This window comes from Pseudomonas sp. NPDC077408, assembly GCF_050269105.1.
GTDB lineage: Bacteria > Pseudomonadota > Gammaproteobacteria > Pseudomonadales > Pseudomonadaceae > Stutzerimonas.
Genome location: NZ_JBNNHS010000002.1, coordinates 268,034 through 293,506, shown reverse-complemented (window position 1 = coordinate 293,506; position 25,473 = coordinate 268,034). Strand labels below are relative to the sequence as shown.

At 60.3% G+C, this 25,473-nt stretch carries 22 protein-coding genes; 16 read left to right on the top strand and 6 right to left on the bottom strand.

Going from position 1 to position 25,473, the window contains the following annotated elements:
* The first annotated feature begins 158 nt into the window (after window positions 1-158).
* The 11 genes from ACQKEK_RS06405 to ACQKEK_RS06355 all read left to right on the top strand — a co-directional run bounded on the left by ACQKEK_RS06405 (window position 159) and on the right by ACQKEK_RS06355 (window position 12,687).
* Window positions 159-293 (top strand): hypothetical protein, encoded by a 135-nt coding sequence (locus ACQKEK_RS06405; RefSeq protein ID WP_499141656.1) that lies wholly within the window; start codon window positions 159-161, stop codon window positions 291-293.
* Window positions 294-674: 381 nt separating this feature from the next.
* Window positions 675-3,038 carry an EcoAI/FtnUII family type I restriction enzme subunit R gene (gene hsdR / locus ACQKEK_RS06400; protein ID WP_499141654.1) on the top strand — a complete coding sequence of 788 codons (2,364 nt, stop codon included), beginning with the start codon at window positions 675-677 and terminating at the stop codon, window positions 3,036-3,038.
* A gap of 254 nt (window positions 3,039-3,292) precedes the next feature.
* Window positions 3,293-4,759 carry a type I restriction-modification system subunit M gene (locus ACQKEK_RS06395; RefSeq protein ID WP_499141653.1) on the top strand — a complete coding sequence of 489 codons (1,467 nt, stop codon included), beginning with the start codon at window positions 3,293-3,295 and terminating at the stop codon, window positions 4,757-4,759.
* Window positions 4,756-5,724 carry a virulence RhuM family protein/type II toxin-antitoxin system death-on-curing family toxin gene (locus ACQKEK_RS06390; RefSeq protein ID WP_499141652.1) on the top strand — a complete coding sequence of 323 codons (969 nt, stop codon included), beginning with the start codon at window positions 4,756-4,758 and terminating at the stop codon, window positions 5,722-5,724. Before ACQKEK_RS06395 ends, ACQKEK_RS06390 begins: the two co-directional genes overlap by 4 nt.
* Window positions 5,721-7,445 carry a restriction endonuclease subunit S gene (locus ACQKEK_RS06385; RefSeq protein WP_499141651.1) on the top strand — a complete coding sequence of 575 codons (1,725 nt, stop codon included), beginning with the start codon at window positions 5,721-5,723 and terminating at the stop codon, window positions 7,443-7,445. Before ACQKEK_RS06390 ends, ACQKEK_RS06385 begins: the two co-directional genes overlap by 4 nt.
* Window positions 7,445-8,440: an Abi family protein gene (locus ACQKEK_RS06380; RefSeq protein ID WP_499141650.1), complete on the top strand. Its 996-nt coding sequence runs from the start codon at window positions 7,445-7,447 to the stop codon at window positions 8,438-8,440. Before ACQKEK_RS06385 ends, ACQKEK_RS06380 begins: the two co-directional genes overlap by 1 nt.
* Window positions 8,441-8,831: 391 nt before the next feature.
* Window positions 8,832-9,380, top strand: a complete 549-nt coding sequence (locus tag ACQKEK_RS06375) for a hypothetical protein (protein ID WP_499141649.1) — start codon at window positions 8,832-8,834, stop codon at window positions 9,378-9,380.
* Window positions 9,377-9,718 (top strand): hypothetical protein, encoded by a 342-nt coding sequence (locus tag ACQKEK_RS06370; RefSeq protein WP_128121911.1) that lies wholly within the window; start codon window positions 9,377-9,379, stop codon window positions 9,716-9,718. The genes ACQKEK_RS06375 and ACQKEK_RS06370 overlap by 4 nt, the downstream gene beginning before the upstream one ends.
* Window positions 9,708-10,475, top strand: coding sequence for a hypothetical protein (locus ACQKEK_RS06365; RefSeq protein WP_128121910.1), 768 nt, complete (start codon window positions 9,708-9,710; stop codon window positions 10,473-10,475). Before ACQKEK_RS06370 ends, ACQKEK_RS06365 begins: the two co-directional genes overlap by 11 nt.
* 56 nt (window positions 10,476-10,531) lie before the next feature.
* Entirely contained in the window at window positions 10,532-10,915 is a 384-nt protein-coding gene (locus tag ACQKEK_RS06360) for a glycine-rich domain-containing protein (protein ID WP_499141648.1), read from the top strand.
* A gap of 101 nt (window positions 10,916-11,016) precedes the next feature.
* Complete coding sequence (locus ACQKEK_RS06355) at window positions 11,017-12,687, top strand: MBL fold metallo-hydrolase (protein ID WP_499141647.1); 1,671 nt, start codon at window positions 11,017-11,019, stop codon at window positions 12,685-12,687.
* A 191-nt stretch (window positions 12,688-12,878) separates the two neighbouring features.
* Here ACQKEK_RS06355 and ppa read toward each other — a convergent pair whose 3' ends face one another.
* Both ppa and ACQKEK_RS06345 read right to left on the bottom strand, forming a co-directional pair.
* Complete coding sequence (gene ppa, locus ACQKEK_RS06350) at window positions 12,879-13,406, bottom strand: inorganic diphosphatase (protein ID WP_045163730.1); 528 nt, start codon at window positions 13,404-13,406, stop codon at window positions 12,879-12,881.
* Window positions 13,407-13,578: 172 nt separating this feature from the next.
* Window positions 13,579-14,358, bottom strand: a complete 780-nt coding sequence (locus ACQKEK_RS06345; protein ID WP_499141646.1) for a M90 family metallopeptidase — start codon at window positions 14,356-14,358, stop codon at window positions 13,579-13,581.
* A gap of 171 nt (window positions 14,359-14,529) precedes the next feature.
* Here ACQKEK_RS06345 and ACQKEK_RS06340 point away from each other — a divergent pair, with 171 nt between their 5' ends.
* A complete protein-coding gene (locus tag ACQKEK_RS06340; protein WP_499141645.1) occupies window positions 14,530-14,958 on the top strand; it encodes a RidA family protein in 429 nt (142 codons plus the stop codon).
* Window positions 14,959-15,039: 81 nt separating this feature from the next.
* On the opposite strand, the gene eutC is transcribed toward ACQKEK_RS06340, so the two are convergent.
* The 4 genes from eutC to exaC all read right to left on the bottom strand — a co-directional run bounded on the left by eutC (window position 15,040) and on the right by exaC (window position 20,830).
* Window positions 15,040-15,846 carry an ethanolamine ammonia-lyase subunit EutC gene (gene eutC, locus ACQKEK_RS06335; protein WP_499141644.1) on the bottom strand — a complete coding sequence of 269 codons (807 nt, stop codon included), beginning with the start codon at window positions 15,844-15,846 and terminating at the stop codon, window positions 15,040-15,042.
* 219 nt (window positions 15,847-16,065) lie between these two features.
* Window positions 16,066-17,460 (bottom strand): ethanolamine ammonia-lyase subunit EutB, encoded by a 1,395-nt coding sequence (locus ACQKEK_RS06330; RefSeq protein ID WP_499141642.1) that lies wholly within the window; start codon window positions 17,458-17,460, stop codon window positions 16,066-16,068.
* Between the two features lie 243 nt (window positions 17,461-17,703).
* Complete coding sequence (gene eat / locus ACQKEK_RS06325) at window positions 17,704-19,152, bottom strand: ethanolamine permease (RefSeq protein ID WP_499141641.1); 1,449 nt, start codon at window positions 19,150-19,152, stop codon at window positions 17,704-17,706.
* A 157-nt stretch (window positions 19,153-19,309) separates the two neighbouring features.
* Entirely contained in the window at window positions 19,310-20,830 is a 1,521-nt protein-coding gene (exaC, locus tag ACQKEK_RS06320) for an acetaldehyde dehydrogenase ExaC (protein ID WP_499141639.1), read from the bottom strand.
* A gap of 216 nt (window positions 20,831-21,046) precedes the next feature.
* Between exaC and mpl the strand changes: the two genes are divergently transcribed.
* The 4 genes from mpl (at window position 21,047) to ftsH (ending at window position 25,467) form a co-directional block, all read left to right on the top strand.
* Window positions 21,047-22,396, top strand: a complete 1,350-nt coding sequence (mpl, locus tag ACQKEK_RS06315) for a UDP-N-acetylmuramate:L-alanyl-gamma-D-glutamyl-meso-diaminopimelate ligase (protein ID WP_499141638.1) — start codon at window positions 21,047-21,049, stop codon at window positions 22,394-22,396.
* Window positions 22,397-22,541: 145 nt separating this feature from the next.
* Window positions 22,542-23,171 carry a flavin prenyltransferase UbiX gene (gene ubiX / locus ACQKEK_RS06310; protein WP_499141636.1) on the top strand — a complete coding sequence of 210 codons (630 nt, stop codon included), beginning with the start codon at window positions 22,542-22,544 and terminating at the stop codon, window positions 23,169-23,171.
* Window positions 23,172-23,214: 43 nt separating this feature from the next.
* Window positions 23,215-23,514 carry a YceK/YidQ family lipoprotein gene (locus ACQKEK_RS06305; RefSeq protein ID WP_216707177.1) on the top strand — a complete coding sequence of 100 codons (300 nt, stop codon included), beginning with the start codon at window positions 23,215-23,217 and terminating at the stop codon, window positions 23,512-23,514.
* Between the two features lie 123 nt (window positions 23,515-23,637).
* Complete coding sequence (gene ftsH, locus ACQKEK_RS06300; RefSeq protein ID WP_499141634.1) at window positions 23,638-25,467, top strand: ATP-dependent zinc metalloprotease FtsH; 1,830 nt, start codon at window positions 23,638-23,640, stop codon at window positions 25,465-25,467.
* Window positions 25,468-25,473: the final 6 nt, after the last annotated feature.

Genomic DNA, 25,473 nt, shown 5'->3' with positions numbered 1-25,473 from the left:
CTGTTGGCGGCTGATCGCTGCCCTGCGGCGTGCTTAGGCTTCGCTTGAGACGTGCTGCAGACGCGTGTCCAGCTGTAACGTCTCGCGCAGGTGATGTCTGCCTTTGCTACAAGCGGTACGGACTGGTAAGTGCCGGTCAATTTGAGGGCAGGGCAACAATGCGCTACAGCGCCAACGAGAGCCGCGTAGCCAGTGATGTCGTCACCAATGCACGTACTGGCTGGCCTCTGCTGGATAGCGATCAGCGCTGGGAGGCTCATTTGGGCGTCGTTAACCTGTTCGGCCGCGACTAGTAATCCCGTCCACGTCACGCTGTATGCGTAGCCAGACTAGATGTGTCTTCTCGGTAGCCATATCGTGTTAGCAGGTCACCCAACTGAACGGTTCGACATTCCACTGAAACGATCAAACCAACTGTCATAGGAAGGCCTCAGTGTCGTTTGATGCCGGTATAACGGCAGTCGCTGGATGACTCCGTTTGGCGGACTGTGCAGGTTGTAGCTTTACCGGGTGATGGCACAAAGATATTGTGGCCATCGATGCGCACTCGGCAGTGCTGCAGCGCTCCAAGGATGGCCTTCAGCTCGCTATCTAAATCGCTTATCCGCTGTCTGGCTCGGTCATGAATCGCCTCGGCTAGGGCATCCGTATTGGTATCGTTTCAGGACAGGTGCATGGACAAGAAGTCTTTTTCCGAGCGGGATATCTGCAGCAAATTCATCTCGCCTGCGATCGCCATGGCGGGATGGGACATGCAGAAGCAGGTCCGTGAGGAAGTCAGCTTCACCAACGGGCGCATCATCGTGCGTGGCAAGCTGCACAGCCGCGGCGAGTCACGCCGAGCGGACTACATTCTCTACCATCAGCCGAACCTTCCGCTCGCAGTAATCGAAGCGAAGGACAACAAGCACTCCCTGGGCTCGGGCATGCAGCAGGCCCTTGGCTACGCGGAGGCGTTGGACGTGCCGTTCGTGTTCTCCAGTAATGGCGATGGCTTTCTGTTCCATGACCGCAGTGGCACGGGTGATCAGGTCGAAACGGAACTCAGCCTAGGCCAGTTCCCCAGCCCTGCCGAGCTCTGGCAACGCTACTGCCAGTGGAAGGGCCTGGAAGGCGAGGCCCGAAACAAGGCTGAGGCGCCGTATTACGACGACGGCTCGGGACGCATGCCGCGCTATTACCAGACCAATGCCATCAACCGCACAGTTGAAGCGGTCGCCCGTGGGCAGGATCGCGTCCTCCTGGTCATGGCCACCGGCACCGGCAAGACCTACACCGCCTTTCAAATCATCTGGCGACTGTGGAAGTCGAAGCAGAAGAAACGCATCCTCTTTCTGGCCGACCGCAACATCCTCGTCGACCAGACCAAGAACAACGACTTCAAGCCCTTCGGTTCGGCGATGACCAAGATCGCCAAGCGGCAGATCGACACGTCCTATGAGATCTACCTGTCGCTCTATCAGGCTGTGACCGGCACTGAAGAAGAGATGAACATCTACAAGCAGTTCTCCCGCGACTTCTTCGATCTGATCGTCATCGACGAATGCCATCGCGGCAGCGCGGCTGAGGATTCGGCCTGGCGCGAGATTTTGGATTACTTCTCCGGTGCTACCCACGTCGGCCTCACCGCCACGCCGAAGGAAACCAAAGAGGTTTCCAGCATCACTTACTTCGGTGAGCCGGTGTACAGCTACACCTTGAAGCAAGGTATCGAAGACGGCTTTCTCGCACCGTATAAGGTGGTTCGGATCGATTTCGACAAAGACCTGCAAGGCTGGCGGCCACCCAAGGGCATGCTCGACAAGAATGGCGAGCTGATCGAAGACCGTATCTACAACCTCAAGGATATGGACCGCACCCTGGTCATCGAGGCGCGCACCCAGTTGGTGGCGCAAAAGGTCACCGAGTTTCTCAAGGCCACCGATCCGTTCCAGAAGACCATCGTCTTCTGCGACGACATCAATCACGCCGAGCGCATGCGCCAGGCGCTGGTCAACCTCAATCCCGAACGCGTGGCCGAGAATCGCAAATACATCATGCGCATCACCGGGGATGAGCAGGAAGGCAAGGCCGAGCTGGACAATTTCATCGACCCCGAATCGCGCTACCCGGTCATCGCCACCACCAGCAAGCTGATGACCACCGGCGTCGATGCACAGACCTGCAAGCTGATCGTGCTCGACCAGCACATCAAGTCGATGACCGAGTTCAAGCAGATCATCGGCCGGGGCACCCGCATCAACGAGGACTTCGGCAAATACTGGTTCACCATCATTGACTTCAAGAAGGCCACCGAGCTGTTTGCCGATCCGGCCTTTGATGGCGATCCCGTTGTGATTTACGCCCCGTCAGGCGACGAGCCTCCGGTCCCGCCTGACGATCTGTTGGAAGGTGACGGCATCACCGCAGGCAGCGAGGTCGATGTCGGTGAGCTGGAGTTCACTGGCGAGGAAGACGGCAAAAAGCGCATCAAGTACGTCATCGACAGCATTCCGATCTATGTCATCGCCGAGCGCGTGCAGTACTACGGCCCGGACGGCCGCCTCATTACCGAGTCGCTGAACGACTACACCCGCACCTGCGTGCACAAGCAGTTCGCATCGCTGGATGATTTTCTTCGGCGCTGGAGCGATGCCGAGCAGAAGAAGGCCATCATCGACGAGCTTGCCGCACAGGGCGTGATGTGGGAAGCCCTGGCCGAAGAGGTGGAAAAGAAGCAGGGCAAGCCACTCGATCCGTTCGACCTGATCTGCCACGTCGCTTTCGACCAGCCCGCGCTGTCGCGTCGCGAGCGCGCCGAGCAGGTGAAGAAGCGCAACTACTTCGCCAGATACTCCGGTGCCGCCCGACAGGTGCTTGAAGCGCTGCTGGATAAATATGCGCACACCGGCATCGAGCACATCGAAGACATCAAGATCCTCCAGCTCGACCCCTTCAACCAGATCGGTGCGCCTATCGAGCTGATCAAGGCATTCGGCGGCAAGGCCGGCTACAACCAGGCCATCCATGAGCTGGAAGACGCGCTCTATACAGGCTAGCCCAGCCATTCCGTGGGCAACCGCGCAGCCTTGGCGGCACTCGAGGAAGAGCAACGGCGGTTTCGGTGGATTGCACGTCACATTGGCCGAGGCGCTGGGGTACGCCCATTGGTGGGCTGAAGCCCACCCTACGTGGGAATACATGGTTGAGCCAGGCATTGTAGGAGCGAGCTTGTTCGCAAAAAGCAGCGTCTGCTGTCACGACCCAACCGCTATACAATCCCCCGCTTTGTTTCACCCGCCGAGAATTCGTTATGTCCATCAGCTCCACCATCAAATCCATCCAGGACATCATGCGCAAGGACGTCGGTGTCGACGGCGACGCCCAGCGCATTGGCCAGCTGGTTTGGCTGCTGTTCCTCAAGATCTTCGATGACCGCGAGCTGGAGTGGGAGCTGATGGACGACAACTACAAGTCGCCCATTCCTGAAAGCTGTCGCTGGCGCACCTGGGCTGCCGACCCGGAAGGCATGACCGGCGATGCGCTGAAGGACTTTATCGACAACAACCTGTTTCCGCAGCTGCAGAACCTGCACGAGTACAGCAACACGCCGTCCGCCTTCGTGGTGCGCAGCGTGTTCGAAGACGCCTACAACTACATGAAGTCCGGCCAGCTGCTGCGCCAGGTGATCAACAAAATCCAGCAGGGCGTGGACTTCAACAAGGCGCAGGAGCGCCACGAGTTCGGCAACTTCTACGAACAACTGTTGCGTGACCTGCAGAACGCAGGCAACGCGGGCGAGTTCTACACGCCACGCCCGGTCACCGAATTCATGGTGCGCATGGTCGATCCCAAGCTGGATGAAAAGGTTATGGACCCGGCCTGCGGCACGGGCGGGTTTCTCACCTGCACCATCGAGCACAAACGCAGCCGCTATGTAAAAACCGCCGAGGACGAGCGCACGCTGCAAGCCAGCATCTACGGCGTAGAGAAGAAGCCGCTGCCGCACCTGCTGGCCACCACCAACATGATCCTCCACGGCATCGAAGTGCCGAACCAGATCCGCCACGACAACACCCTGGCCCGTCCGCTGATCAGTTGGGGGCCAAAGGAGCGGGTCGACTGCATCGTCGCCAACCCGCCGTTCGGTGGCATGGAAGAAGACGGTATCGAAACCAACTTCCCGGCTGCCTTCCGCACCCGGGAAACCGCTGACCTGTTTCTGGTGCTGATCATGCAGCTGCTCAAAGACGGTGGCCGCGCCGCCGTGGTGCTGCCTGATGGTTTCCTGTTCGGCGAAGGCATCAAGAGCCGCATCAAGGAAAAGCTGCTCGCCGAATGCAACCTGCACACCATCGTTCGCCTGCCCAACGGTGTGTTCAACCCCTACACCGGTATCAAGACCAACCTGCTGTTCTTCACCAAGGGCACGCCGACCAAAGAGGTGTGGTTCTACGAACATCAGTACCCAGCCGGCGTGAAGAACTACTCCAAGACGCGCCCCATGCGCGTCGAAGAGTTCGCCGTGGAGGAGGCCTGGTGGGGCAGCGAGGCCGACGGCTTTGCCGCACGGGTGGAAAACGAGTTCGCCTGGAAGGTCAGCGTGGATGACCTGAAAGCTCGCAACTGGAACCTCGACTTCAAGAACCCCCATGTGGGCGAGCAGATCAGCCACGACCCGGACCAGCTGCTGCGTGACTACGCCCAGCTGCAAGGCGAAATCAGCCAGCTGCGCGACCAGCTCAAGGCCGTGCTGGCCGAGGCGCTGGAGCGGTCATGAGCGACGTCGCCATCTACGAAAGTGCCAGCGGGCAAATCGTCGTCACCGTCGAGCACGACAGCGTATGGTTGCGCCAGGAGCAACTGGCCGAGCTGCTCGGCCGCGACCGCACCGTGATCGGCCGGCATATCCGCAACGTCTTCGCCGAAGGCGAACTGGAGCGTGAAAGCAATGTGCAAAATCTGCACATTGCTGGCTCCGACAAGCCGGTGGCCTTCTACAACCTCGACGTGATCATCTCCCTCGGCTATCGGGTGAAGTCCCGTGAAGGCACGCGCTTTCGCCAGTGGGCCAATCAGGTACTCAAACAGCACCTGACCCGCGGCTATACGCTCAACCGCGCGCGCTTCGAGGCTAACGCTCGCGAGCTGGAGGCGGCGCTGGAGCTGGTGCGCAAGGCCGCTCGCACGCCCGAACTGGGAGAAGCCGGCGGGCGTGGGCTGGTAGAGATCGTCAGCCGCTACACCCAGACCTTCCTCTGGCTGCAACGCTACGACGAGGGTCTGCTCACCGAGCCCACCGGCAGTCCCGGTGGTGAGTTGCCCGATGCTACCCAGGCGCGCCGGCAACTGGCTGAACTCAAAGTCCAGCTGATGGCCCGTGGCGAAGCCAGCGACCTGTTCGCCCGCGAACGTGGTGATGGCCTGGCCGCGCTGCTCGGCAACCTCGAACAAAGCGTGTTCGGCGAACCTGCTTACCCGAGCCTGGAAAGCAAGGCGGCGCATCTGCTGTACTTCGTAGTCAAGAACCACCCCTTCGCTGACGGCAACAAGCGCAGTGGCGCTTACCTCTTCGTCGACTTCCTGCACCGCAACGGCAGACTGCTCGATGGCGAGGGCAACGCTGTGATCAATGACACCGGGCTGGCGGCGCTGACCCTGCTGGTCGCCGAATCCGCCCCCGCACAGAAAGACACCCTGATCCGCCTGATCATGAACATGCTTGCTCCGGAAAACCGCCCATGACCGCTCTGCTGACCGACAACCTGCCGCTGCTGGCCAGCGCGCCCAACGGCATCAAGAAGCTGCGCGAGCTGATTCTGGAGCTGGCGGTACGCGGCAAGTTGGTGCCGCAAAATCCTAGTGATGAGCCGGCCAGTGAATTGCTTAAGCGGATTGCTGAGGAAAAGGCGCGGTTGGTGGCTGAGGGCAAGATCAAGAAGCTGAAACCGCTGGCTGAGTCTGCTGAAGGGGAAAAGCCGTTTGGCTTGCCTGAGGGATGGAGTTGGACCTCCCTAAACGAGATCGCAGCTATGCGAGGTGGCAGCACACCATCAATGTCAAAATCAGAGTTTTGGAATGGTGACATTCCTTGGGTATCCCCTAAGGACATGCATGATGGTGACATCACAGATAGCGAGCTAAAGGTCACGCAATTAGCACTAGATAAAACAAGCCTGGAGTTAGTGCCAATTGGCTCTATTTTGTTAGTGGGCCGAAGCGGCATCTTAAAGCGGAAGCTGCCTGCTCAAATAACCGCAGTGCCCTGCACTATCAACCAAGACTTGAAAGCGATTTCACCATTCCAACCTCAGCCATCAAATTATGTGCAGCTTATGCTGCGTGGCACTGAGCGCGTTATCCTGAAGGAAGATGTGAAACAAGGGACTACAGTTCAGAGCCTTGTTTACGACAAGCTCTTCGTCAGACCATTTGGTTTACCTCCCCTCGCCGAACAACATCGCATCGTCGCCAAAGTCGATGAGCTGATGGCCCTGTGCGACCGCCTGGAAGCCCAGCAGGCCGACGCCGAAAGCGCCCACGCTCAGTTGGTGCAGGCGCTACTCGACAGCCTGACCCAGGCCTCCGATGCCGCCGACTTCGCCGCCAACTGGCAGCGCCTGGCCGAACACTTCCACACCCTGCTCACCACCGAACCCAGCATCGACGCCCTCAAGCAAACCCTGCTGCAACTGGCTGTGATGGGAAAACTGGTGCCGCAAGATCCGAGCGATGAACCGGCCAGTGAGTTGCTTAGGCGCATTACAGAGAAAAAAGCTCGATTAGTGGCTGAGGGCAAGGCCAAGAAGCAGACCTTACTCGCAGATAGTGTGGAAGAGAACAAGCTATTTGATGTGCCAGAAGCATGGGAATGGTGCCGAGTGAGCGATCTTATTTCCATAAAGCATGGTTATGCTTTTTCGAGCGCATATTTTAGCGAGTCAGCCTCTCCATACGTTCTGACTACACCAGGTAGCTTGTTTGAGGCGGGTGGATTTCGGGATCGTGGTGATCGTACAAAATACTACTGCGGCCCGGTTGACCAAGAGTTTGCGCTTCATGCCGGTGACCTTATTGTTGCAATGACTGAGCAGGCTGCGGGACTTCTTGGAAGTACAGCTTTTGTTCCGAATGACGGAAAGATCTATTTGCATAATCAGCGCTTAGGGAAGCTCATTTTTGATAGTGGAACTGTTTCTTCTGGATATATTTTTCACTACTTCAACGGGGTTTATCTCAGATCGTGCGTTGCTGATAGCTCGACTGGAATGAAAGTTAAGCACACATCCCCGGGAAAGATCGGAGCCGTCTTTTTCCCCCTCCCTCCACTTGCCGAACAACACCGCATCGTCGCCAAAGTCGATCAGCTAATGGCCCTCTGCGACCAACTAAAACCCCGCCTAACCCAGGCCCGCCAACTCAACGAACAACTGGCCAGCACCCTGGTCGAGCAGGCGGTGGCGTAATGGCATACAACAGGCCATGGAAGTCCTTTGCCGAGCAACTGGAACTGCTCAAGTCGCGCGGGATGGTGGTGACCAACGAAGCGGCCGCTCTCAGCTATCTGGGGCGCATAGGCTATTACCGGCTGACGGCTTATTGGTATCCATTCCGTGTCTTCCAGCTGGAGCAAGACCCGGCCACAAAAGCCCTGCGCACCGTGCGCACCGATCAGTTCGAAGCAGATACCCAGTTCGTCGATGCCGTCGAGTTGTACCTGTTCGACAAGAAACTGCGCCTGCTGGTGATGGATGCCCTGGAGCGTATCGAGATCGCCTTGCGCGTCGACATCGCCTACCTGCTGGGTCAGCGCAATGCCTTCGCTCATCTGGACATCAAGCAGCTGCACCCCTCGTTCGCCGGCAAGATCAATAAACGCACGGGCATGACCACCTTCGACGCCTGGAGGGATAAATACACTGGCCTCTTGCAGCGTTCCAAGGAAGATTTCGTCAAGCACTACCGAGCCCAACACGGCCCGGCTCTACCACTTTGGGTAGCGGTCGAGGTCTGGGATTTTGGCGCTGTTTCCCAGTTGCTGGCCATGATGAAAGTGGCTGATCAGCAGCGTATCGCCGCCAAGTACGGCGTGAGCGACTGGAAGGTCTTCCAAAGCTGGGTTCGCTCGCTCAGCTATCTGCGCAACCTCACGGCGCACCACAGCCGCTTGTGGAATCGCAATGTGACCGATCAGCCTAGCCTGCCAAACCAGGGAGCGATTGCCTGGTGTGATGGCTTTATCGGCAAGGCGGATCTGATCGCCAAGCCCTTCCTGCTGCTGGCCATCGCCCGACACATGGTCAAGGTCGTTTGTCCACGCACCGAATGGCATATACGTATGCAGCATCATTTGCAGAAATTCCCGCCGCAGCATTCGCGCCGCAAGCTGTCCATCGCGGATATGGGAGCACCGGCCGGGTGGGAAAGCTGGTGGATCGGGGAGATCCAGGCCGGAAAATAAAAAACCCCCGCGTAAGCTCACTAGGAACCAAGAGGCGGGGGCCGTGTTGCTGCGAATAATAGGCGTCATGCGCCAACCGGGCAAGGTTTTGCTGACGCGTCAGGTCAATCACTGACCACCTGCAAGCCATGCGTCAGGGTTGTGCCAAGCGATCAAAGTCGGGCTGGCCGTGCCCTCCACAAGAAGGCGGGACCGAGACTCCTTCTACACTGACGCCCGCAGGCTGGTAGATGAGCTGGTGCGGACGGTAAGGAGTTACCGGGCGCAATTTCAAATGAAGATACGTTATTTCAGACACACCGTGGCATCTGCCCTGACCGTCTGGTTAACGCGCCTGCTAGTTCAGTAGGCATTGATGAAAGTCCCCAAAAGACACATGCAAGGAGCACCGATGCAGTCCCCCCAACTCCCTCTGGCCGGCAAGCTGGATAACGGCCTCACCAAAGGCCTTTGCCTACTACTGCGCGGTCTAAGGACAGGAAGTCTGTGGCTGCTCGGCCTGCTGACGCTGGCAGGCCTGCCATTGATAATTTTTGAATACGGAGAAGGCCTAACTGACCTCTCGTTGCTGGAGTGGGGCGTTATGCCGTTGCTGGCCTTGTTATTGTGGCGGCATATCCACTACTGCCAACACTTCACCACTGGCACGTGGCGCGGACTGAGCCGCTTGCTGATGTTCCAGGGCGTGATGAGCGTCCTGGGAATGATCATCATCGGCTTGTTCACGTTTGTGATGGCACAAACCGAGGATGTCCCGGGACTTTACCGATACCTGCTGCAAGATGACCCGGTCAGCAAGATTGTGACCTTTGGCTCGGTCTTGCTGGCGGTGTATCTCGCGGCACCTACTGCTGCGACTGAAAGCCTTTCTACACCCGAAGCAATGCCTGCCCGTGTTGAACCCAGCGTATCCACTACGGCCAAGGAGGCCAGCCTGTGAAACCTACTATCCTGCCCATCGCTTGCCTGCTTGCCAGCTTGTGCGTACCTGTTGCACAGGCCAACGATGACCCCGGCCATCTGATTCAGAGCTGCCAGGAGCTGGTGGATATCTACGCCAAACGGGATCAGCAGCGTTTGCTTGCAGGTGTAGCCACGGGTTTGTCCGAAGCGCTTCGCGCCGGTTACTGCATGGGCGTGGTCGATGAATATCGCCGCCGCTACGAATGCGCTGCTGATGATTGGTTCACACAGGCGCTACAAATTGCCGGGATGCCAGTGTCATTCGGCCCTCGCACCTCTGTAGATGAGCTCCTGGAAATGTCCTGTGAAATCTGACTCCCGCCACTGGCCGGAGCTCTCCCAGGTCTACGACAACTTGTTGTGCAAAAAGGTCGGCCTGGCCAAGCCCTTGAGTCAGCATGGCAAATTGCTGGATGCATTGAAGACGCTGGCCAATGCGTTGTGCCCCTCGAAAAAGGAGCCCGATGAAGTAGAGCGCACCCCTGACAAAAAAAAGACCATCATTATCCAACTGGACTGGACACCACTGGGCTACGGCCGTGACAGCCGTAATCGTGTCCGCATCAACCCCAAGCACATCACCTTGCTATGGAATGCCATTCTGCTCCAGGGAGTATTTGGTGAGCCCAAGCTGGTGGTCGAGTTTCTCAAGCCCGGGGCCAACCGCCATCCCTTGGTCAATTGGGCGAGGCAGTTATTTCTTGAACGCCAGTCTCTCGCTGGCCTCGGCCTGTTGCGCAAAGAGCTGGTCGCTTTTCTGGATCGGCTGCCCGTTGCCGATCTTCGCGAAGAGCCTTTACCCAATCCTTTTGCCGATACCCTCCCGCAGATGGGCCTTGGCCATCTGCATGGCAATCTGCTGAAGGCCCTGGCGGCGCAAACCGCCGCACTTTCCTTGGGGGACAGCATGATGGCGCATTACCTCAGCGGGGATCTGCGGCAGGCCTACCTGCTCGCCTGCGAGGTGCAAACACAGAGTGAGCTGCTACTGCAATATCGCGGCCTGATCATCCATGAATACGAAGAGGCCAAGGACTTCGACGACTTGCTCGATTCGCTACGAAAAAACTAGGCGGCTTGTGGAATCCACGAATCAACACTGGCTTCGTCATCACAGAGGAGCCAGTCATGACAAACCATCAACCACTCCCCACTGATCCTGCTATCGAGCAATTGGATCTGTTTCCCTTGCGCCTCGTACCCCAGTTGCAATGCCTGGACTGGGCCATGGCCGAGCTGGAGTACCGGCGTTTTCTCAGCCTGAAGAAGTGCTATCCCAATCAACTGCTGATGCCGTCTGGTGCTGCCTGGCAGTTGTGGCAGGCGCACGTTCTGGATACCCGCCGCTATCGCAGCGACTGCGAACGCCTGTTTAGCCGTTTTATCGACCACTTCCCCTACCTTGGCTGTGGCAGCCCGGCTGACCGGCGCGAAAGGCATTTCGCTGAACAGCTGTACCAAGGGCTCTATGCCCGGCACTTCTCGATTCCATCTGGTGCATTGAACAACTGACGTTCAACGCGCTTTCGCTACAACCGCAAATCTAAATTCAGACAGCTCGGCTCAGTTGCCTCTGAGCATCGCCCGCTGTCGCCCGAGAAAAGGAAATGATCATGCTGAAGATGAAATTCGTCGGTGCAATCGAAGGTGTCAGCGGCTCGTGCACCTGGCTGCATCACACCGACTCCGATACCCAATTTCTGGTGGACTGTGGCATGCACCAAGGCAACGAACGGGAGGAATGGGCTAATAGTCAGGCATTCCCTTTCCATGCAGCGCGCCTCAAGTATGTGCTGCTGACTCATGCCCATATCGATCACTGTGGCCTGTTGCCCCGACTGGTACGTGAGGGTTTCACCGGTTTGGTTTACGCCACCCGTGCAACCCGCGAGCTCACCGAACTGATGCTGCTGGACGCTGCGCGGGTAAGCGGCATGTTTACTGAGCAAGAAGTAAAGCAGATTCGCTGGAGCGTTCTGGATGATGACCCAGGTTTCAAGTGGGGTCGCAGCATTCGCTTGGCCGAAGGTATCTGGATGGCCTACCTGCGCAGCAGCCATATCTTGGGTGCCTGCTTGATCAGTATTGGCTGGAAGGTGAAGGAAAATAATCGCTCCATTTGTTTCAGCGGAGACGTTGGTTGCCAGACGGATGAAAACGCCTATCTGCCGTTGATGAAGAGCGGCCAACATCCGTTTGCCGACACGGACTACATCGTTGTTGAGTCCACCTATGGCGGGCGGGTGCGAGAGCAGGCGTATCAAAACTCCCAACTGCGTCTGGCACGCCTGGCAGAAGTCATCGCCCATACCCTGTTCGTTAAGGGCGGCAAGGTCTTGATGCCGGCCTTCTCGCTGCACCGTGCTCAGGAATTACTGATGGACGTTCTGCACTGGATGAAAGTTAACCTGCCCGCGAGCAGGCAGGCACCTGGGCATAACGGTAACGATCGGCCAATCACAGCCAATATCCATGCACCACTGGGCCATGCGGTGACTCAGGTGTATGCGAAACACCTCTGCAGCAAGTCGCCTAACGGCAAGTTCAAATACCTGAATGCTGAGCTGTGTGATTCGCTGGCGATGCATGCCGATGAGATTCAAGCCATGTTGCAGCGCCTGGTAGAGCATGGCCGCTTCAAGGCAGGCGATGAGTGCTACCTGAACATGACAAAACCCAGACAGCCCTCCAATTTTGACGCCGATATCGTGATCGCCAGCGCCGGCATGTGTGACAACGGCCCGGTGGTCGGTTATCTGGAGCGCTGGGGTAGTGATCCACGTAACACCGTGATCCTTACGGGCTATCAGTCCGGAGGCTCCAAGGGAGCGGAGTTGATGCAACGTGCGAGCCTGTCCAGTCTGCCTTTGGACAGCTTGGCCTCTGGCCAGGCGGAAGTGTTCGATATGTCGCCGTACTACTCGGCTCATGCTGATCAACAGATGCTACTGGACTTCCTTTTTCGTACTGATGGCTATGGCTCTGGAAAACCAGCGACTGTCTTTCTCAACCATGGCAATCCTGCAAGCAAATACGCCCTGCGTGAGGCTGTACGGCAGCGTGCTGATTCGGCAACGTCGCAGGACCGCAAGATTATGGATGTCCGAATTGCTGACGCGCGCTGGTTTGACCTGGATACCGGTGAACCCATCGAGGGGAGTAGCGGGCAAGCTGAATTGTTGAGGGAGGTGGAGGCCTTGCGTTCGCAGCTCAGGCAGTTAACCGTGGAGAAAGTGAACAAGGATTCATTCACAGCACCGGGAACGTCGGCTCTTCATCCGTGACAAGGGAACCTGATTAATGTTTAGCCACAAAGTCCAGCCGCTTCCCGAAGGCAGTACGTTGGGTTGCACTGGTTATTCCAACGTCTGCTAGACGGGTCATAGCCTGCAAATGTCATTGCGTTTGGGAGGGGCAGAGAGCTCACCAATAAAAAAGCCGGCCTTGTGGGCCGGCTTCCGTTAGCGGTATTGGCTTATTTTTGGTAAGCCGCCACAGCCTTGGTGATGGCGGCGCGGGCGGCGTCGGCGCCTTCCCAGCCTTCGACCTTGACCCACTTGCCCTTCTCGAGATCCTTGTAGTTCTCGAAGAAGTGCTTGATCTGCTCGATCAGCAGCGGCGGCAGGTCGGTGTATTCCTTCACATCCACGTACAGCTGGCTCAGCTTGTCGTGCGGGACGGCGATCAGCTTGGCGTCGCCGCCGGCTTCGTCGGTCATGTTCAGCACGCCCACTGGACGGCAGCGGATGACGGAGCCTGGGGCAACCGGGTAGGGCGTCACGACCAGTACGTCTAGCGGATCGCCGTCATCGGCCAGGGTGTGCGGGATGAAGCCGTAGTTGGCCGGGTAGAACATCGGCGTGGCCATGAAGCGGTCGACGAACAGGCAGTCGGTGTCGTGATCGATTTCGTATTTGATCGGCGCGTGGTTGGCCGGGATTTCGATGGCGACGTAGATGTCGTTTGGCAGGTCTTTGCCGGCCGGGACTTTGCTGTAGCTCATGAACATTGCTCCGTGGTCGGCCGAGGCGGCCTGGGGCGAAAAAAGTGGGCGCGATTATAGGCGCAGTGTCGGGCGTTTTGCCATGCCGGCGGTGGCGAAGCTCCCTGGTCCGGCAATGCGCGTATTCGACGGTCACAAATCAGTGAGGTTCCGCGTATTGCGGATGGTTGCCTTACCGCTGCTGCAGGCGTGTTAGCGGGTCCTGTCGATAGAAGGCCGCCAGCTGTCGGTAGACATCAGGATAGGCCTCATGCAGCACGTCCGGCGCGCTGAAAAAATACTCGCTGGTGACGGCGAAGAACTCGGCTGGGTTTTCCGCGGCGTACGGATCGATTGCCGTGTGGGCGTGAGGATCGGCATCCAGCTTGGTGTTGAGCGAGTCGTAGGCGTTTTGCATTGCGTGGGCCCAATCCTCGATACGCATGTTGCGGTGCAGCGGGGGCAGGCCGTTGGCGTCGCCATTGAGCATGTCGAGTTTGTGCGCAAGCTCGTGGATCACCAGGTTGTAGCCTTCCCAGGTGCCGCTCTGCTGGACCCCCGGCATGGCCAGAATCACCGGCCCCTGCAACCAGGCTTCGCCGCTGTGTTCGCCATCCCACTCGTGCATCACGCCAGCGGAATCGCGGTGCTTCTGCGGACTATGGAAATCATCGGGGTAGATGACGATTTCATGGAAGCCCTGATACCAGTCCAGATCAGCCAAGTGCAGCAAAGGCAGCTCTGCCTGTGCGGCCAGACGCAGGCGACTGGTAAGGTCTAGCTCGACTCCGGGCAGCGCGGTCAGGCGCTTGGCGTGCAGAAACAGCAGGCTGCGCTCGCGCAAGCGCTCGGTCTCCTCGACGGTTAAACCTTCGAGAATCGGCAGGCTGTCGAGCACGCTTTGCCAGAGCGCCGGTTCGATGGCGAGACGGGCGAGGATGCGCTTGCGGCGCCAGTCGCGGAGTGACCACATGAAGGAGTTTCCTACCGGGAGGACGTCAACCTTAAGCGGGGCGCACGGCGTCAGCAAGCCGCGTAGATGCTCCGCCCATCAGCCGCGAACCACGGGGCGTCATGCTGAACGTACTACCCTCCAGATCGGGGCCTATCGGCACTCGATTTAACTAGATGAACGGGAGCACCCATGAGCGAATCGGACGTTTCACCCAAACCGGCGTTGATCAATCCGCCCGGACTCTACGATCCCGCCCCCAACGGTTATTCCCACGTAGCGCTGGTGCCAGGAGGTGCGCGGCTTGCGTTTATCGCAGGACAGGGAGGTGAAACGGAAGACGGTCGGCTATCCGAAGATTTCCGCGAGCAGGTCCGTCAGGCGATGGCGAACCTCTTGATTGCCATCGAGGCGGCAGGCGGGCTGCCCTCGCAGGTAGCCAAGCTGACGGTGCTCATCGTCGATCACTGCGAGCAACGCTTAGGCATTCTCGGCGATGAACTGGAGCGAGCATTCGGAGCGCAGATGAAGCCGGCCTGCACGCTGATACCAGTGCCTCGCTTGGCGTTGGATGGCATGTTGTTCGAGGTGGATGCCGTGGTGGTATTGCCGGAGGCGTGACGATTCTTGGGCGGGAAGCGCTCTGCCGGAGAGCGCTGGCAGCGCTGGCGCGAGCCGTGTGGCCATCCTTCGGAAAGGCACTCAGTCCAACAGGAAATTGCTGGCTTTTGGCGAGTCGTCCTCGAGGCTGAGCACTTCCGCTTCGTCCTTCAGCGTCACCCCTGAGAGTTGGCGGCGGCAGGCCTCGCGCATCAGGTGGATCAGGCGGTGCGCGGCGAGGTTGTAGCTCAGGCCCTCCAGGCGGATGTTGGAGATGCAGTTGCGATCGGCATCGGTACGGTCGACCTTCGGGGCGTAGGTGAAGTACAAGCCGAGGCTGTCCGGCGAGCTCAAGCCTGGGCGTTCGCCCACGAGCATCACCACCATCTTCGCCTTGAGCCGCTCGCCCACTTCATCGCCAAGCGCGACGCGGCATTGTTGCACCAGGCTGATGGGGGCGAGGCTCCAGGCATCCTTTTCTATCTGTTCTTCGATGCGCTGAAGCAAGGGCAGGGCGTGCCGTTGCACCGCCAGCGCCGAAAGGCCATCGGCGATGACGATTGCCAGGTCGTAGCCTTCGGCATGCTCGGTGGCGTGATCGGTCAGCTGATCGACAGAGGGCCCGTCCAGCCGTCGTCCCAGGTCGGGGCGTTGGAGGTAAATGTAGCGGTCGGCGGCTGCGGAGCGCAGTTGCAGGGTTCTGAACCCTTTGTCCTGAAGCTGATGGGCCAGTTCTTCGGTGTCGAGGGATAGATGCACGGCGTCGCGTGCCTGCGCATGAGCGAACTGGAAATCCAGCTGGGCATCGGTGGGCAGGCTGGTGCCCGCACGACCCAAAGCGATGCGTGCCGGCGTTAGCTGGCGCAGATGGCTCCAGGGGTTGCTGATGGCGGTGGGCTTATCAGGCATGACGGCCTCCGAAGGGTGGGGTAGCTCGATTCGCGAGCAAGGCTGGGCGTACCCGCTCTTGCAGATATCAGTGTGGTGTTGATCGCCAGCAAGCTGGCTCCTACGAAGCGCAGGCCGTGCGGTATCTGTAGGAGCAAGGGGGACGCCCAGTCCTTGCTGGCGATCCGAGGCATGCACGGACATGGCCAGACTTCAGCGGGCTGCCTGGGCTCGACTGCGTCATGCCATCCGCTCCAGCGCCTGGCGGAAAGCCGGAGGTAGCTCGCTGCCCATCTGCAGCCGTCCGCCGTCCTGGCGCAGGATGTCCATCTTCGCCAGCCACTCCTCGAACTCTGGCGCGGGCCTGAGCCCCAGGCTCTGGCGCAGATAGAGCGCATCGTGGAACGAAGTGGTCTGGTAGTTGAGCATCACGTCGTCCGAGCCTGGAATACCCATGATGAAGTTGATACCGGCGGTGCCAAGCAGGGTCAGCAGCACATCCATATCGTCCTGATCGGCTTCGGCATGGTTGGTGTAGCAGATGTCGCAGCCCATGGGCACGCCGAGCAGCTTGGCGCAGAAATGATCCTCCAGCCCGGCGCGGATGATCTGCTTGCCGTTGTAGAGGTATTCCGGGCCGATAAAGCCGACCACGGTATTCACCAGCAGCGGTTTGAACTTGCGTGCGACGGCGTAGGCGCGCGCCTCGCAGGTCTGCTGGTCGACGCCATGGTGCGCGTTGGCCGACAAGGCGCTGCCCTGGCCGGTTTCGAAGTACATGAGGTTGTCGCCCAGCGTGCCGCGCTTCTGCGACAGGCCCGCCTCGTAGCCTTCCTGCAGCACGGCGAGATTGATGCCGAAACTGCTGTTGGCCGCCTCGGTCCCGGCGATTGACTGAAACACCAGATCCAGCGGCGCGCCACGGTTGATCGCCTCGATGGAGGTGGTGACATGGGTGAGGATGCAGCCCTGGGTGGGGATGTCGTAACGCTGGATGATGGCATCGAGCATCTTCAGCAGTTCGCAGATGCCGCTGGTGCTGTCGGTGGCCGGGTTGATGCCGATCACCGCATCGCCGTTGCCGTAGAGCAGGCCGTCGACAATGCTTGCGGCAATGCCGGCGGCCTCGTCCGTGGGGTGGTTGGGTTGCAGGCGGGTGGACATGCGCCCGCGCAGGCCGATGGTGTTGCGAAAGCGCGTCACGATGCGCACTTTCTGCGCCACCAGAATCAGGTCCTGCACGCGCATGATCTTTGACACTGCGGCGACCATCTCGGGTGTCAGGCCAGGAGCCAGCGCCTTGAGCGCAGTCTCGTCGGCGTCATCGCCCAGCAGCCAGTTGCGGAAGTCGCCGACGGTCAGGTGGCTGACCGGGGCGAAGGCTTCGGCGTCGTGGCTATCGATGATCAGCCGGGTGACTTCGTCGGTCTCGTACGGGATCAACGCCTCTTCGAGAAAGCGTTTGAGCGGGATCTGCGCCAGGCACATCTGTGCGGCGACGCGCTCGGCGTCGCTGCCCGCGGCGACTTCCGCGAGGAAATCACCGGAGCGCGCCGGGCTGGCCTTGGCCATCACCTCGCGCAGGCTGTCGAAGCGCCAGTTGGTGCCGCCTACGCTGTGCGCATATCCCGCCATGCTCGTCCCCCCATAGCAAACTGTGAAAACTACCTGCGTTGGCATTCCTGCGTTAAAAGCGGCCTCGGTTGCGAGCCCAGTCAACATGCTCATTTACAACACTTAAACTCGTACGCTAGCCCGGTCCGCTGTTCCGGCCGCTTTGACTCGCGACGCTCGCCATTCGGGCCGGCCGTTTGGCTGTTACTCCCTTCGGTCGTTGCGCCTTGTACTGCCTGCCTCGCTCACGTTCTCAGCAGCCTGCTAGTTAAGTGATGCCTCGGCGTTCTCGATCGCCGCGAATTCCTCCTCAGGCGTGCCGGCCACCAGATGGTGCCGGCTGTAGAACGCGAAGTAGGCAATGAAGACGCCGTAGATCACCGCTGCGGCGATTACCACGCGCGGGTCTACCAGGAAGCCCGCGACCACTGCGATGCACGCCAGAACCAGCGCAATACCGGAAGTCAGCACGCCGCCGGGCGTCTTGTATGGGCGATGCATGTCCGGCCGGTGCACGCGCAAGACGATGTGCGAGGCCATCATCAGCACGTAGGAGATGGTCGCGCCAAACACCGCCACCAGGATCAGCAGGTCGCCTTGACCGGTGAGCGACAGCAGAAAACCGATGACACCAGGGATGATCAGCGCCAGCACCGGCGCCTTGTTCTTGTTGGTCAGCGAGAGCTTGCGCGGCAGGTAGCCAGCCCGCGACAGCGCGAAGATTTGCCGTGAGTAGGCATAAATGATCGAGAAGAAGCTGGCGATCAAACCGGCCAGACCAATGAGGTTGACGAAGCCGCTCATCCAGGTTGACGACCCGTAGGCGGTGGTTAGCGCTTCGACCAGAGGGTTGCCAGACGCAACCAGGGTGCTCGAGCCGGCGCCGCCCGGGCCGACCAGTAGGATCAGACCCGCAAATGCGGTCAGGATCAGAATGGCGCCAATCAGCCCTCGCGGCATGTCGCGCTGTGGATTCTTGGTTTCCTCGGCGGCCAGCGGCACGCCTTCAACGGCGAGGAAGAACCAGATCGCGTAGGGGATCGCCGCCCAGATGCCGACGTAACCATAGGGGAGGAAATTGCTGGCGCCAGCTGCAGTGGTCGGCGCGATGTCCAGCAGATTATCCACCGAGAAGTGCGGCACCATCGCGACGATAAACACGCCCAGCGCCAGCGCAGCGATCGCCGTGATGACGAACATCAGCTTCAACGCCTCGCCGACACCGAAGATATGGATACCGATAAAGATGATGTAGAAGGCCAGGTAGATGACCCAGCCGCCGATGCCAAACAGCGATTCGCAGTAAGCGCCGATGAACACGGCGATGGCTGCTGGCGCAATGGCGTACTCGATGAGGATCGCCGTGCCGGTGAGAAAGCCCCCAAGCGGGCCGAAAGCGCTTCGGGCAAAGCCGTAACCGCCGCCCGCTGTAGGAATCATGGATGAAAGCTCAGCGAGCGAAAAACACATACACAGATACATGGTCGCCATCAGCAGCGTGGCGATGAACAGGCCGCCCCAGCCGCCCTGTGCGAGGCCGAAGTTCCAGCCGGCGTAATCGCCGGAAATCACGTAAGCAACGCCCAGGCCCACCAGCAGGACCCAGCCGGCGGCGCCTTTCTTCAGTTCGCGTTCCTTGAAATAGGTGCTGCCAACTGCTTCGAAATCGGTGGCGTGGGGCGGGGGTGTCGCACTGCTGTGTTCGAGAGCCATGGGAATCATCCTTTGATGGGTTCGGGTACGGCAGGATCGTTAAAGCAAGCGCTGTGCCTTTGCGGTTTCTACGGCGTTTTGGGACCTCTGGAGTGAAAAGGCAGCCACACGTGCACCAGCCCGACGCCTTGCGGCGTGGGCGGGCACTGTTTATGGGCTAGAAGAACCCGAGAGGGTTGATGTCGTAGCTGATCAGCAGGTTCTTGGTCTGCTGGTAGCTGTCGAGGATCATCTTGTGGGTTTCACGACCGACACCGGACTTCTTGTAACCGCCGAACGCCGCATGCGCCGGATAGAGGTGATAGCAGTTGGTCCACACACGCCCGGCCTTGATCGCCCGGCCCATGCGATAGGCGCGGTTGATGTCACGGGTCCAGACGCCAGCACCCAGGCCGTACTCGGTGTCATTGGCGATGGCCAGGGCTTCGGCTTCGTCCTTGAAGGTCGTGACGCCGATCACTGGGCCGAAAATCTCCTCCTGGAATACGCGCATCTTGTTAGTGCCCTTGAGCAGCGTCGGCTGGATGTAATAGCCGGTCGCGAGTGAACCTTCCAGCTTCTCCGCCGCGCCGCCGGTGAGCACCTCGGCGCCTTCCTGCTTGGCGATTTCCAGGTAGGACATGATCTTGTCGAACTGCTGCTGGCTAGCCTGAGCGCCAACCATGGTTTCGGTGTCCAGCGGATCGCCGCGCTTGATCTGCGCGACCTTCTTCATCACCGCTTCCATGAAGGGAGCGTAGATCGATTCCTGCACGAGCGCCCGTGACGGGCAGGTGCAGACTTCGCCCTGGTTGAAGAAGCCCAGCACCAAGCCCTCCGCGGCTTTCTCGATGAAGGTCGGCTCGGCCTGCATGATGTCTTCGAAGTAGATGTTGGGGCTCTTGCCGCCCAGCTCCACGGTGCTCGGGATGATGCTCTCGGCGGCGCGCTTCATGATGTGCGAGCCCACCGGCGTGGAGCCGGTAAAGGCGATCTTGGCGATGCGTTTGCTGCTTGCCAGGGCTTCGCCGGCTTCGCGCCCGTAGCCCTGCACCACGTTGAGCACACCCGGTGGCAGCAGGTCGCCGATGACTTCCATCAGCACGGCGATGCCCAGCGGTGTCTGCTCGGCGGGCTTGAGCACTACGCAGTTGCCCGCCGCCAGTGCCGGCGCGAGCTTCCATGCGGCCATCAGGATGGGGAAGTTCCAGGGAATGATCTGCCCGACCACGCCCAGCGGTTCGTGGAAGTGATAGGCCGCAGTGTGTTCGTCGATCTCGGCGCTGGTGCCTTCCTGGGCGCGGATGCAGCCGGCGAAGTAGCGAAAGTGATCGGCGGCCAGCGGGATGTCCGCATTCAGCGTTTCACGCACGGCCTTGCCGTTGTCCCAGGTTTCGGTGATGGCGAGCATCTCGAGGTTCTGCTCGATGCGATCTGCAATCTTCAGCAGGACCAACGAGCGCGCCTGCACGCTGGTCTTACCCCAGGCGTCGGCTGCGGCGTGGGCGGCGTCCAAAGCCTTTTCGATATCGGCGGCGTCGGAGCGCGGAAACTCGGCAATCGGCTGGCCGTTAACCGGCGACAGGTTGGTGAAGTATTGCCCGTTGGCCGGCTCGACGAACTCGCCGTTGATGAAGTTGCCGTAACGGGACTTGAAGGAAACGACAGCGCCTTCGCTGCCGGGATGGGCGTAACGCATGGTGAGTCTCCGGGGCTTGTAATTGTGTTGGGACTGCTGTCATCCAGCGTAGAACAAAGTCCGTTCGTCGGCTGGCGAGGCGACGTGCGGTGTACCGCTGGTCGGGCATTGGCAGCGCCGGCGCTGTGCTAATCTGCGCCGCAGTTTTCGGCGCCGACAGGCGCGGCTGTGCCGCCTGATCCGATTGCCCGGCGCGGCGTTTTTCAGAGGTCATTCATGCATATCCATATTCTCGGCATTTGCGGCACCTTCATGGGATCGCTGGCAGTGCTGGCCAAGGAGCTGGGCCACCGCGTCACCGGCTCGGACGCCAACGTCTACCCGCCCATGAGCACGCAACTTGAAGCCCAGGGCATCGAACTGACGCAGGGCTACGAGCCCAGTCAGCTCGAACCGGCGCCGGATCTGGTGGTGATCGGCAATGCGCTGTCGCGCGGCAACCCGGCGGTGGAATACGTACTCAACAAGGGTTTGCCCTATGTGTCCGGCCCGCAATGGTTGGCCGATCACGTGCTGCAGGGCCGCTGGGTGCTGGCTGCTGCAGGCACGCACGGCAAGACCACCACGAGCAGCATGCTGGCCTGGGTGCTGGAACACGCCGGCATGAGCCCGGGCTTTCTCATCGGCGGGGTGCCGCAGAACTTCGGCATCTCGGCGCGCCTGGGCGGTACGCCATTCTTCGTGGTTGAGGCCGACGAATACGACAGCGCCTTTTTCGACAAGCGCAGCAAGTTCGTCCATTACCGCCCGCGCACGGCGATCCTCAACAACCTGGAATTCGACCATGCGGACATCTTCCCGGACCTCGCGGCCATCGAACGGCAGTTCCACCATCTGGTGCGCACCGTCCCCAGTGAAGGCCTGGTCATCCATCCCGAGTTTGAAACAGCGCTCAAGCGCGTGATCGGCATGGGCTGCTGGACGCCAGTGCAGACCACCGGTGACGGCGGGCAATGGCAGGCGAACCTGCTGAGCGCTGACGGTTCACGCTTCGAGGTGATCTTCGAGGGTTCCGTGCAGGGCGTGGTTGACTGGGCGCTGACCGGCCTGCACAACGTCAACAATGCACTGGCGACGCTTGCCGCGGCGCGGCATGTCGGCGTGCTACCGAAGCAGGGCGCCGAGGCGTTGAGCGATTTCCTGAGCGTCAAGCGACGCATGGAAAAGGTCGCTGAAATCAACGGTGTGACCATCTACGACGACTTCGCTCATCACCCGACCGCCATCGCCACCACCCTCGACGGGCTGCGCAAGCAGGTGGGCGATACGCCGATCATTGCTGTGGTCGAGCCGCGTTCCAACTCCATGAAACTCGGCGCGCACCGCGAAGGCCTGGCTGAATCCGTGGCACTGGCGGATCAGGCGATCTGGTACGCACCGGCCAATCTCGGCTGGGATCTGGCCGCGACGGTCGCCAGCTCGCCCGTGCCGACCACGGTGTGCGACTCGCTTGAGGCGATCATTGCCAAGGTCAAGGCCGACGCTGTGCCGGGCACCCAGGTGGTGGTCATGAGCAACGGTGGTTTTGGTGGATTGCACGGCAAGTTGGCTGAAGCGCTGGCGTAAAGCTGTTTGGTGGGCTGAAGCCCACCCTACGGTGCTGATGCGATAGGTTCGATTGAAGTTGCGGCTCCATGCGGGCGGCGATTTTGTAGGGTGGGCTTCAGCCCACAAAAGGAAGAACGACGCAATTGCGCGGAGAGAACTACGAATGAGCGGCCCCGAACGCATCACTTTGGCCATGACCGGCGCCTCCGGCGCGCAATACGGCCTGCGCCTGCTGGACTGCCTGATCCAGGAAGACCGCGAGGTCCATTTCCTGATTTCCAAGGCGGCGCAATTGGTGATGGCAACCGAGACCGATGTCGTGCTGCCGGCCAAACCACAGGCCATGCAGGCGTTTCTCTCTGAATACACGGGCGCCGCGGCCGGGCAAATCCGTGTGTTCGCCAAGGAAGACTGGATGGCGCCTCCCGCGTCCGGCTCCGGTGCACCAACGGCGATGGTGGTGGTGCCCTGTTCGACCGGCACCCTGTCGGCTATTGCCGCTGGCGCCTGCAACAATCTGATCGAGCGCGCTGCGGACGTGGCGCTCAAGGAGCGTCGCCAGCTGATTCTGGTGCCGCGCGAGGCGCCGTATTCGAGTATTCATCTCGAGAACATGCTCAAGCTGTCCAACCTTGGTGTAACCATCCTGCCAGCGTCGCCGGGCTTCTATCATCAGCCGCAAACCATCGACGATCTGGTCGATTTCGTGGTCGCGCGCGTCCTCAACCTGCTCAACATTCCGCAGGACATGCTTCCGCGCTGGGGCGAGCACCATATCGTCAGCGACGATTAAGCACGGCCGCACCTGCTTTCACCCAACCCATTAGGAGGCGCCAATGAAACGATCGACTCTCCGGCTCGGCTCGACACTGGCGCTCGTCCTACTGCTCTCCGGTTGCGCCACGGTGCGCACCCTCAATGCTGCCAAACCCGGCGCGCCTGTCGTCTACTCCGGCACTCGTCTGGACTGGTACAGCCTCAACGGCGGTTGCTGTCCGCTGGACCGTTTCGGTGCCGAGCCGCCCAGGCATGCAGCCATCGACCTGCCGGCCAGCGCGTTGCTCGACACTCTGCTGTTGCCCTTCGCTCTGGCTGCGGTGCTCGGCATCGGGCTTGGTGTCAGCGGCGGCCTCTGAAGTGCCAGAGGTGGCAGTTAGGTTGGCTATTACTGATCTGAGTCCAGCGCGGCTGTTCTGAAGGAGGCATAGTCACCGGTAGCCAAAACGTGTGCGCTTGGTTGGCGATACAAGGAGAGCAGGGTGAAAGAGAAAGCCGGATTTCATGTCAGCTATTGGATGTTCGCCGTCCTGGCGTTTCTCGGCATCCAGTACCTGCTGACGGCACAGCAGGAAGTGGCGACGATCCCTTACAGCGAGTTCGAACAGCACCTCAAAGACGGACGCATCGATGAGCTGGCGATCACCGAGCGGCGTATCGAAGGGTCGTTCAAGGAACCCTTGCCCAGCGGCCAGCGACGCTTCGTCAGCAATCGCGTCGAACCGCAGCTGGCCGAACACCTGCAGCAATATCCGGTGCGCTACACCGGCAAGGTGGAAAGCACGCTGGTGCGGGACCTGCTGTCGTGGATCGTCCCGGCCGTGTTGTTCTTCGGCATCTGGCTGTTCCTCATGCGTCGCCTCGGCAGCGGGCTGGGTGGCGGCGGCATGATGCAGATCGGCAAGAGCAAGGCGCGGGTTTACGTCGAGACCGACATGAAAGTGAGCTTCGCCGACGTGGCCGGCGTCGACGAGGCCAAGGACGAGCTCAAGGAAATCATCGAATTCCTGCGTGATCCGAAAACCTACGGCCGCCTCGGCGGACGCATGCCCAAGGGCGTGCTGCTGGTCGGCCCGCCCGGCACCGGCAAGACGCTGCTGGCGCGAGCCGTCGCCGGTGAGGCAAGGGTGCCGTTCTACTCCATTTCTGGCTCAGAGTTCGTCGAGATGTTCGTCGGGGTCGGTGCCGCGCGAGTACGTGACCTGTTTGAACAGGCGAGGGCCCAGGCGCCGGCAATCATCTTCATCGATGAGCTGGACGCCCTTGGCCGCGCTCGTGGCGCCGGACCCATGTCCGGCGGGCACGACGAGAAGGAGCAGACGCTCAACCAGTTGCTGGTGGAGATGGACGGTTTCGATACGTCCAGTGGGTTGGTTTTGCTGGCCGCCACCAACCGGCCGGAAATCCTCGACCCGGCATTGCTACGTGCCGGCCGGTTCGACCGTCAGGTGCTGGTGGATCGGCCGGACAAGGTCGGGCGGGTGCAAATTCTCGAGGTGCACTTGAAAAAAGCGCGGCTGGACACCGATGTCGATCCCCAGGCCATCGCCGCGCTGACGCCAGGATTCACCGGCGCCGACCTGGCCAATCTGGTCAACGAGGCGACGCTGCTGGCGACTCGGCGCAATGCCGAGGCGGTGGCCATGACAGATTTCACCGCCGCCATTGAGCGCATCGTCGCCGGTCTGGAGAAGCGCAACCGTTTGCTGAACCCGCGCGAGCGCGAAATTGTCGCGTATCACGAGATGGGCCACGCACTGGTCGCCATGGCGCTGCCGGGTGTCGATCCGGTGCACAAGGTCTCGATCATCCCGCGCGGCATGGGCGCGCTGGGCTATACCATCCAGCGGCCCATCGAGGACCGCTTCCTGATGACCCGCGAGGAGCTCGAAAACAAGATGGCCGTGCTGCTCGGCGGGCGCGCAGCGGAGTGGCTAGTGTTCGCCCACCTGTCCACCGGTGCGGCGGACGACCTGGCCAAGGTCACCGATATTGCCCGGGCCATGGTCACCCGCTATGGCATGTCCCGGCGGCTCGGGCACATGGTGTTGGAGCGCGAGCCCAATTCTTTCCTGGGCAACGAAGCGATGCTCGGCCTCAAGCCGCAGCACGATTACGCGGAAAGTACTGCCACGGCGATCGACGAGGAAGTACAGGAACTGGTGCAGGCATCCTTCCAACGCAGCCTGACGCTGCTCGAAGCGCGCCGGGAGCTGCTGGAGCGCAGTGCACAGCGACTGCTGCAACAGGAGACCCTGGACGGGGAGGCGTTGCTTGAATTGAGTGCTGCCACAGTGGTTGCTCCGGCGTAACCTGTG

Coding starts and splice junctions, on each gene's coding strand:
- ACQKEK_RS06405 (WP_499141656.1), top strand. CDS start 159: ATGCGCTACAGCGCCAACGAGAGCCGCGTAGCCAGTGATGTCGTCACC.
- hsdR (WP_499141654.1), top strand. CDS start 675: ATGGACAAGAAGTCTTTTTCCGAGCGGGATATCTGCAGCAAATTCATC.
- ACQKEK_RS06395 (WP_499141653.1), top strand. CDS start 3,293: ATGTCCATCAGCTCCACCATCAAATCCATCCAGGACATCATGCGCAAG.
- ACQKEK_RS06390 (WP_499141652.1), top strand. CDS start 4,756: ATGAGCGACGTCGCCATCTACGAAAGTGCCAGCGGGCAAATCGTCGTC.
- ACQKEK_RS06385 (WP_499141651.1), top strand. CDS start 5,721: ATGACCGCTCTGCTGACCGACAACCTGCCGCTGCTGGCCAGCGCGCCC.
- ACQKEK_RS06380 (WP_499141650.1), top strand. CDS start 7,445: ATGGCATACAACAGGCCATGGAAGTCCTTTGCCGAGCAACTGGAACTG.
- ACQKEK_RS06375 (WP_499141649.1), top strand. CDS start 8,832: ATGCAGTCCCCCCAACTCCCTCTGGCCGGCAAGCTGGATAACGGCCTC.
- ACQKEK_RS06360 (WP_499141648.1), top strand. CDS start 10,532: ATGACAAACCATCAACCACTCCCCACTGATCCTGCTATCGAGCAATTG.
- ACQKEK_RS06355 (WP_499141647.1), top strand. CDS start 11,017: ATGCTGAAGATGAAATTCGTCGGTGCAATCGAAGGTGTCAGCGGCTCG.
- ppa (WP_045163730.1), bottom strand. CDS start 13,406: ATGAGCTACAGCAAAGTCCCGGCCGGCAAAGACCTGCCAAACGACATC.
- ACQKEK_RS06345 (WP_499141646.1), bottom strand. CDS start 14,358: ATGTGGTCACTCCGCGACTGGCGCCGCAAGCGCATCCTCGCCCGTCTC.
- ACQKEK_RS06340 (WP_499141645.1), top strand. CDS start 14,530: ATGAGCGAATCGGACGTTTCACCCAAACCGGCGTTGATCAATCCGCCC.
- eutC (WP_499141644.1), bottom strand. CDS start 15,846: ATGCCTGATAAGCCCACCGCCATCAGCAACCCCTGGAGCCATCTGCGC.
- ACQKEK_RS06330 (WP_499141642.1), bottom strand. CDS start 17,460: ATGGCGGGATATGCGCACAGCGTAGGCGGCACCAACTGGCGCTTCGAC.
- eat (WP_499141641.1), bottom strand. CDS start 19,152: ATGGCTCTCGAACACAGCAGTGCGACACCCCCGCCCCACGCCACCGAT.
- exaC (WP_499141639.1), bottom strand. CDS start 20,830: ATGCGTTACGCCCATCCCGGCAGCGAAGGCGCTGTCGTTTCCTTCAAG.
- mpl (WP_499141638.1), top strand. CDS start 21,047: ATGCATATCCATATTCTCGGCATTTGCGGCACCTTCATGGGATCGCTG.
- ubiX (WP_499141636.1), top strand. CDS start 22,542: ATGAGCGGCCCCGAACGCATCACTTTGGCCATGACCGGCGCCTCCGGC.
- ACQKEK_RS06305 (WP_216707177.1), top strand. CDS start 23,215: ATGAAACGATCGACTCTCCGGCTCGGCTCGACACTGGCGCTCGTCCTA.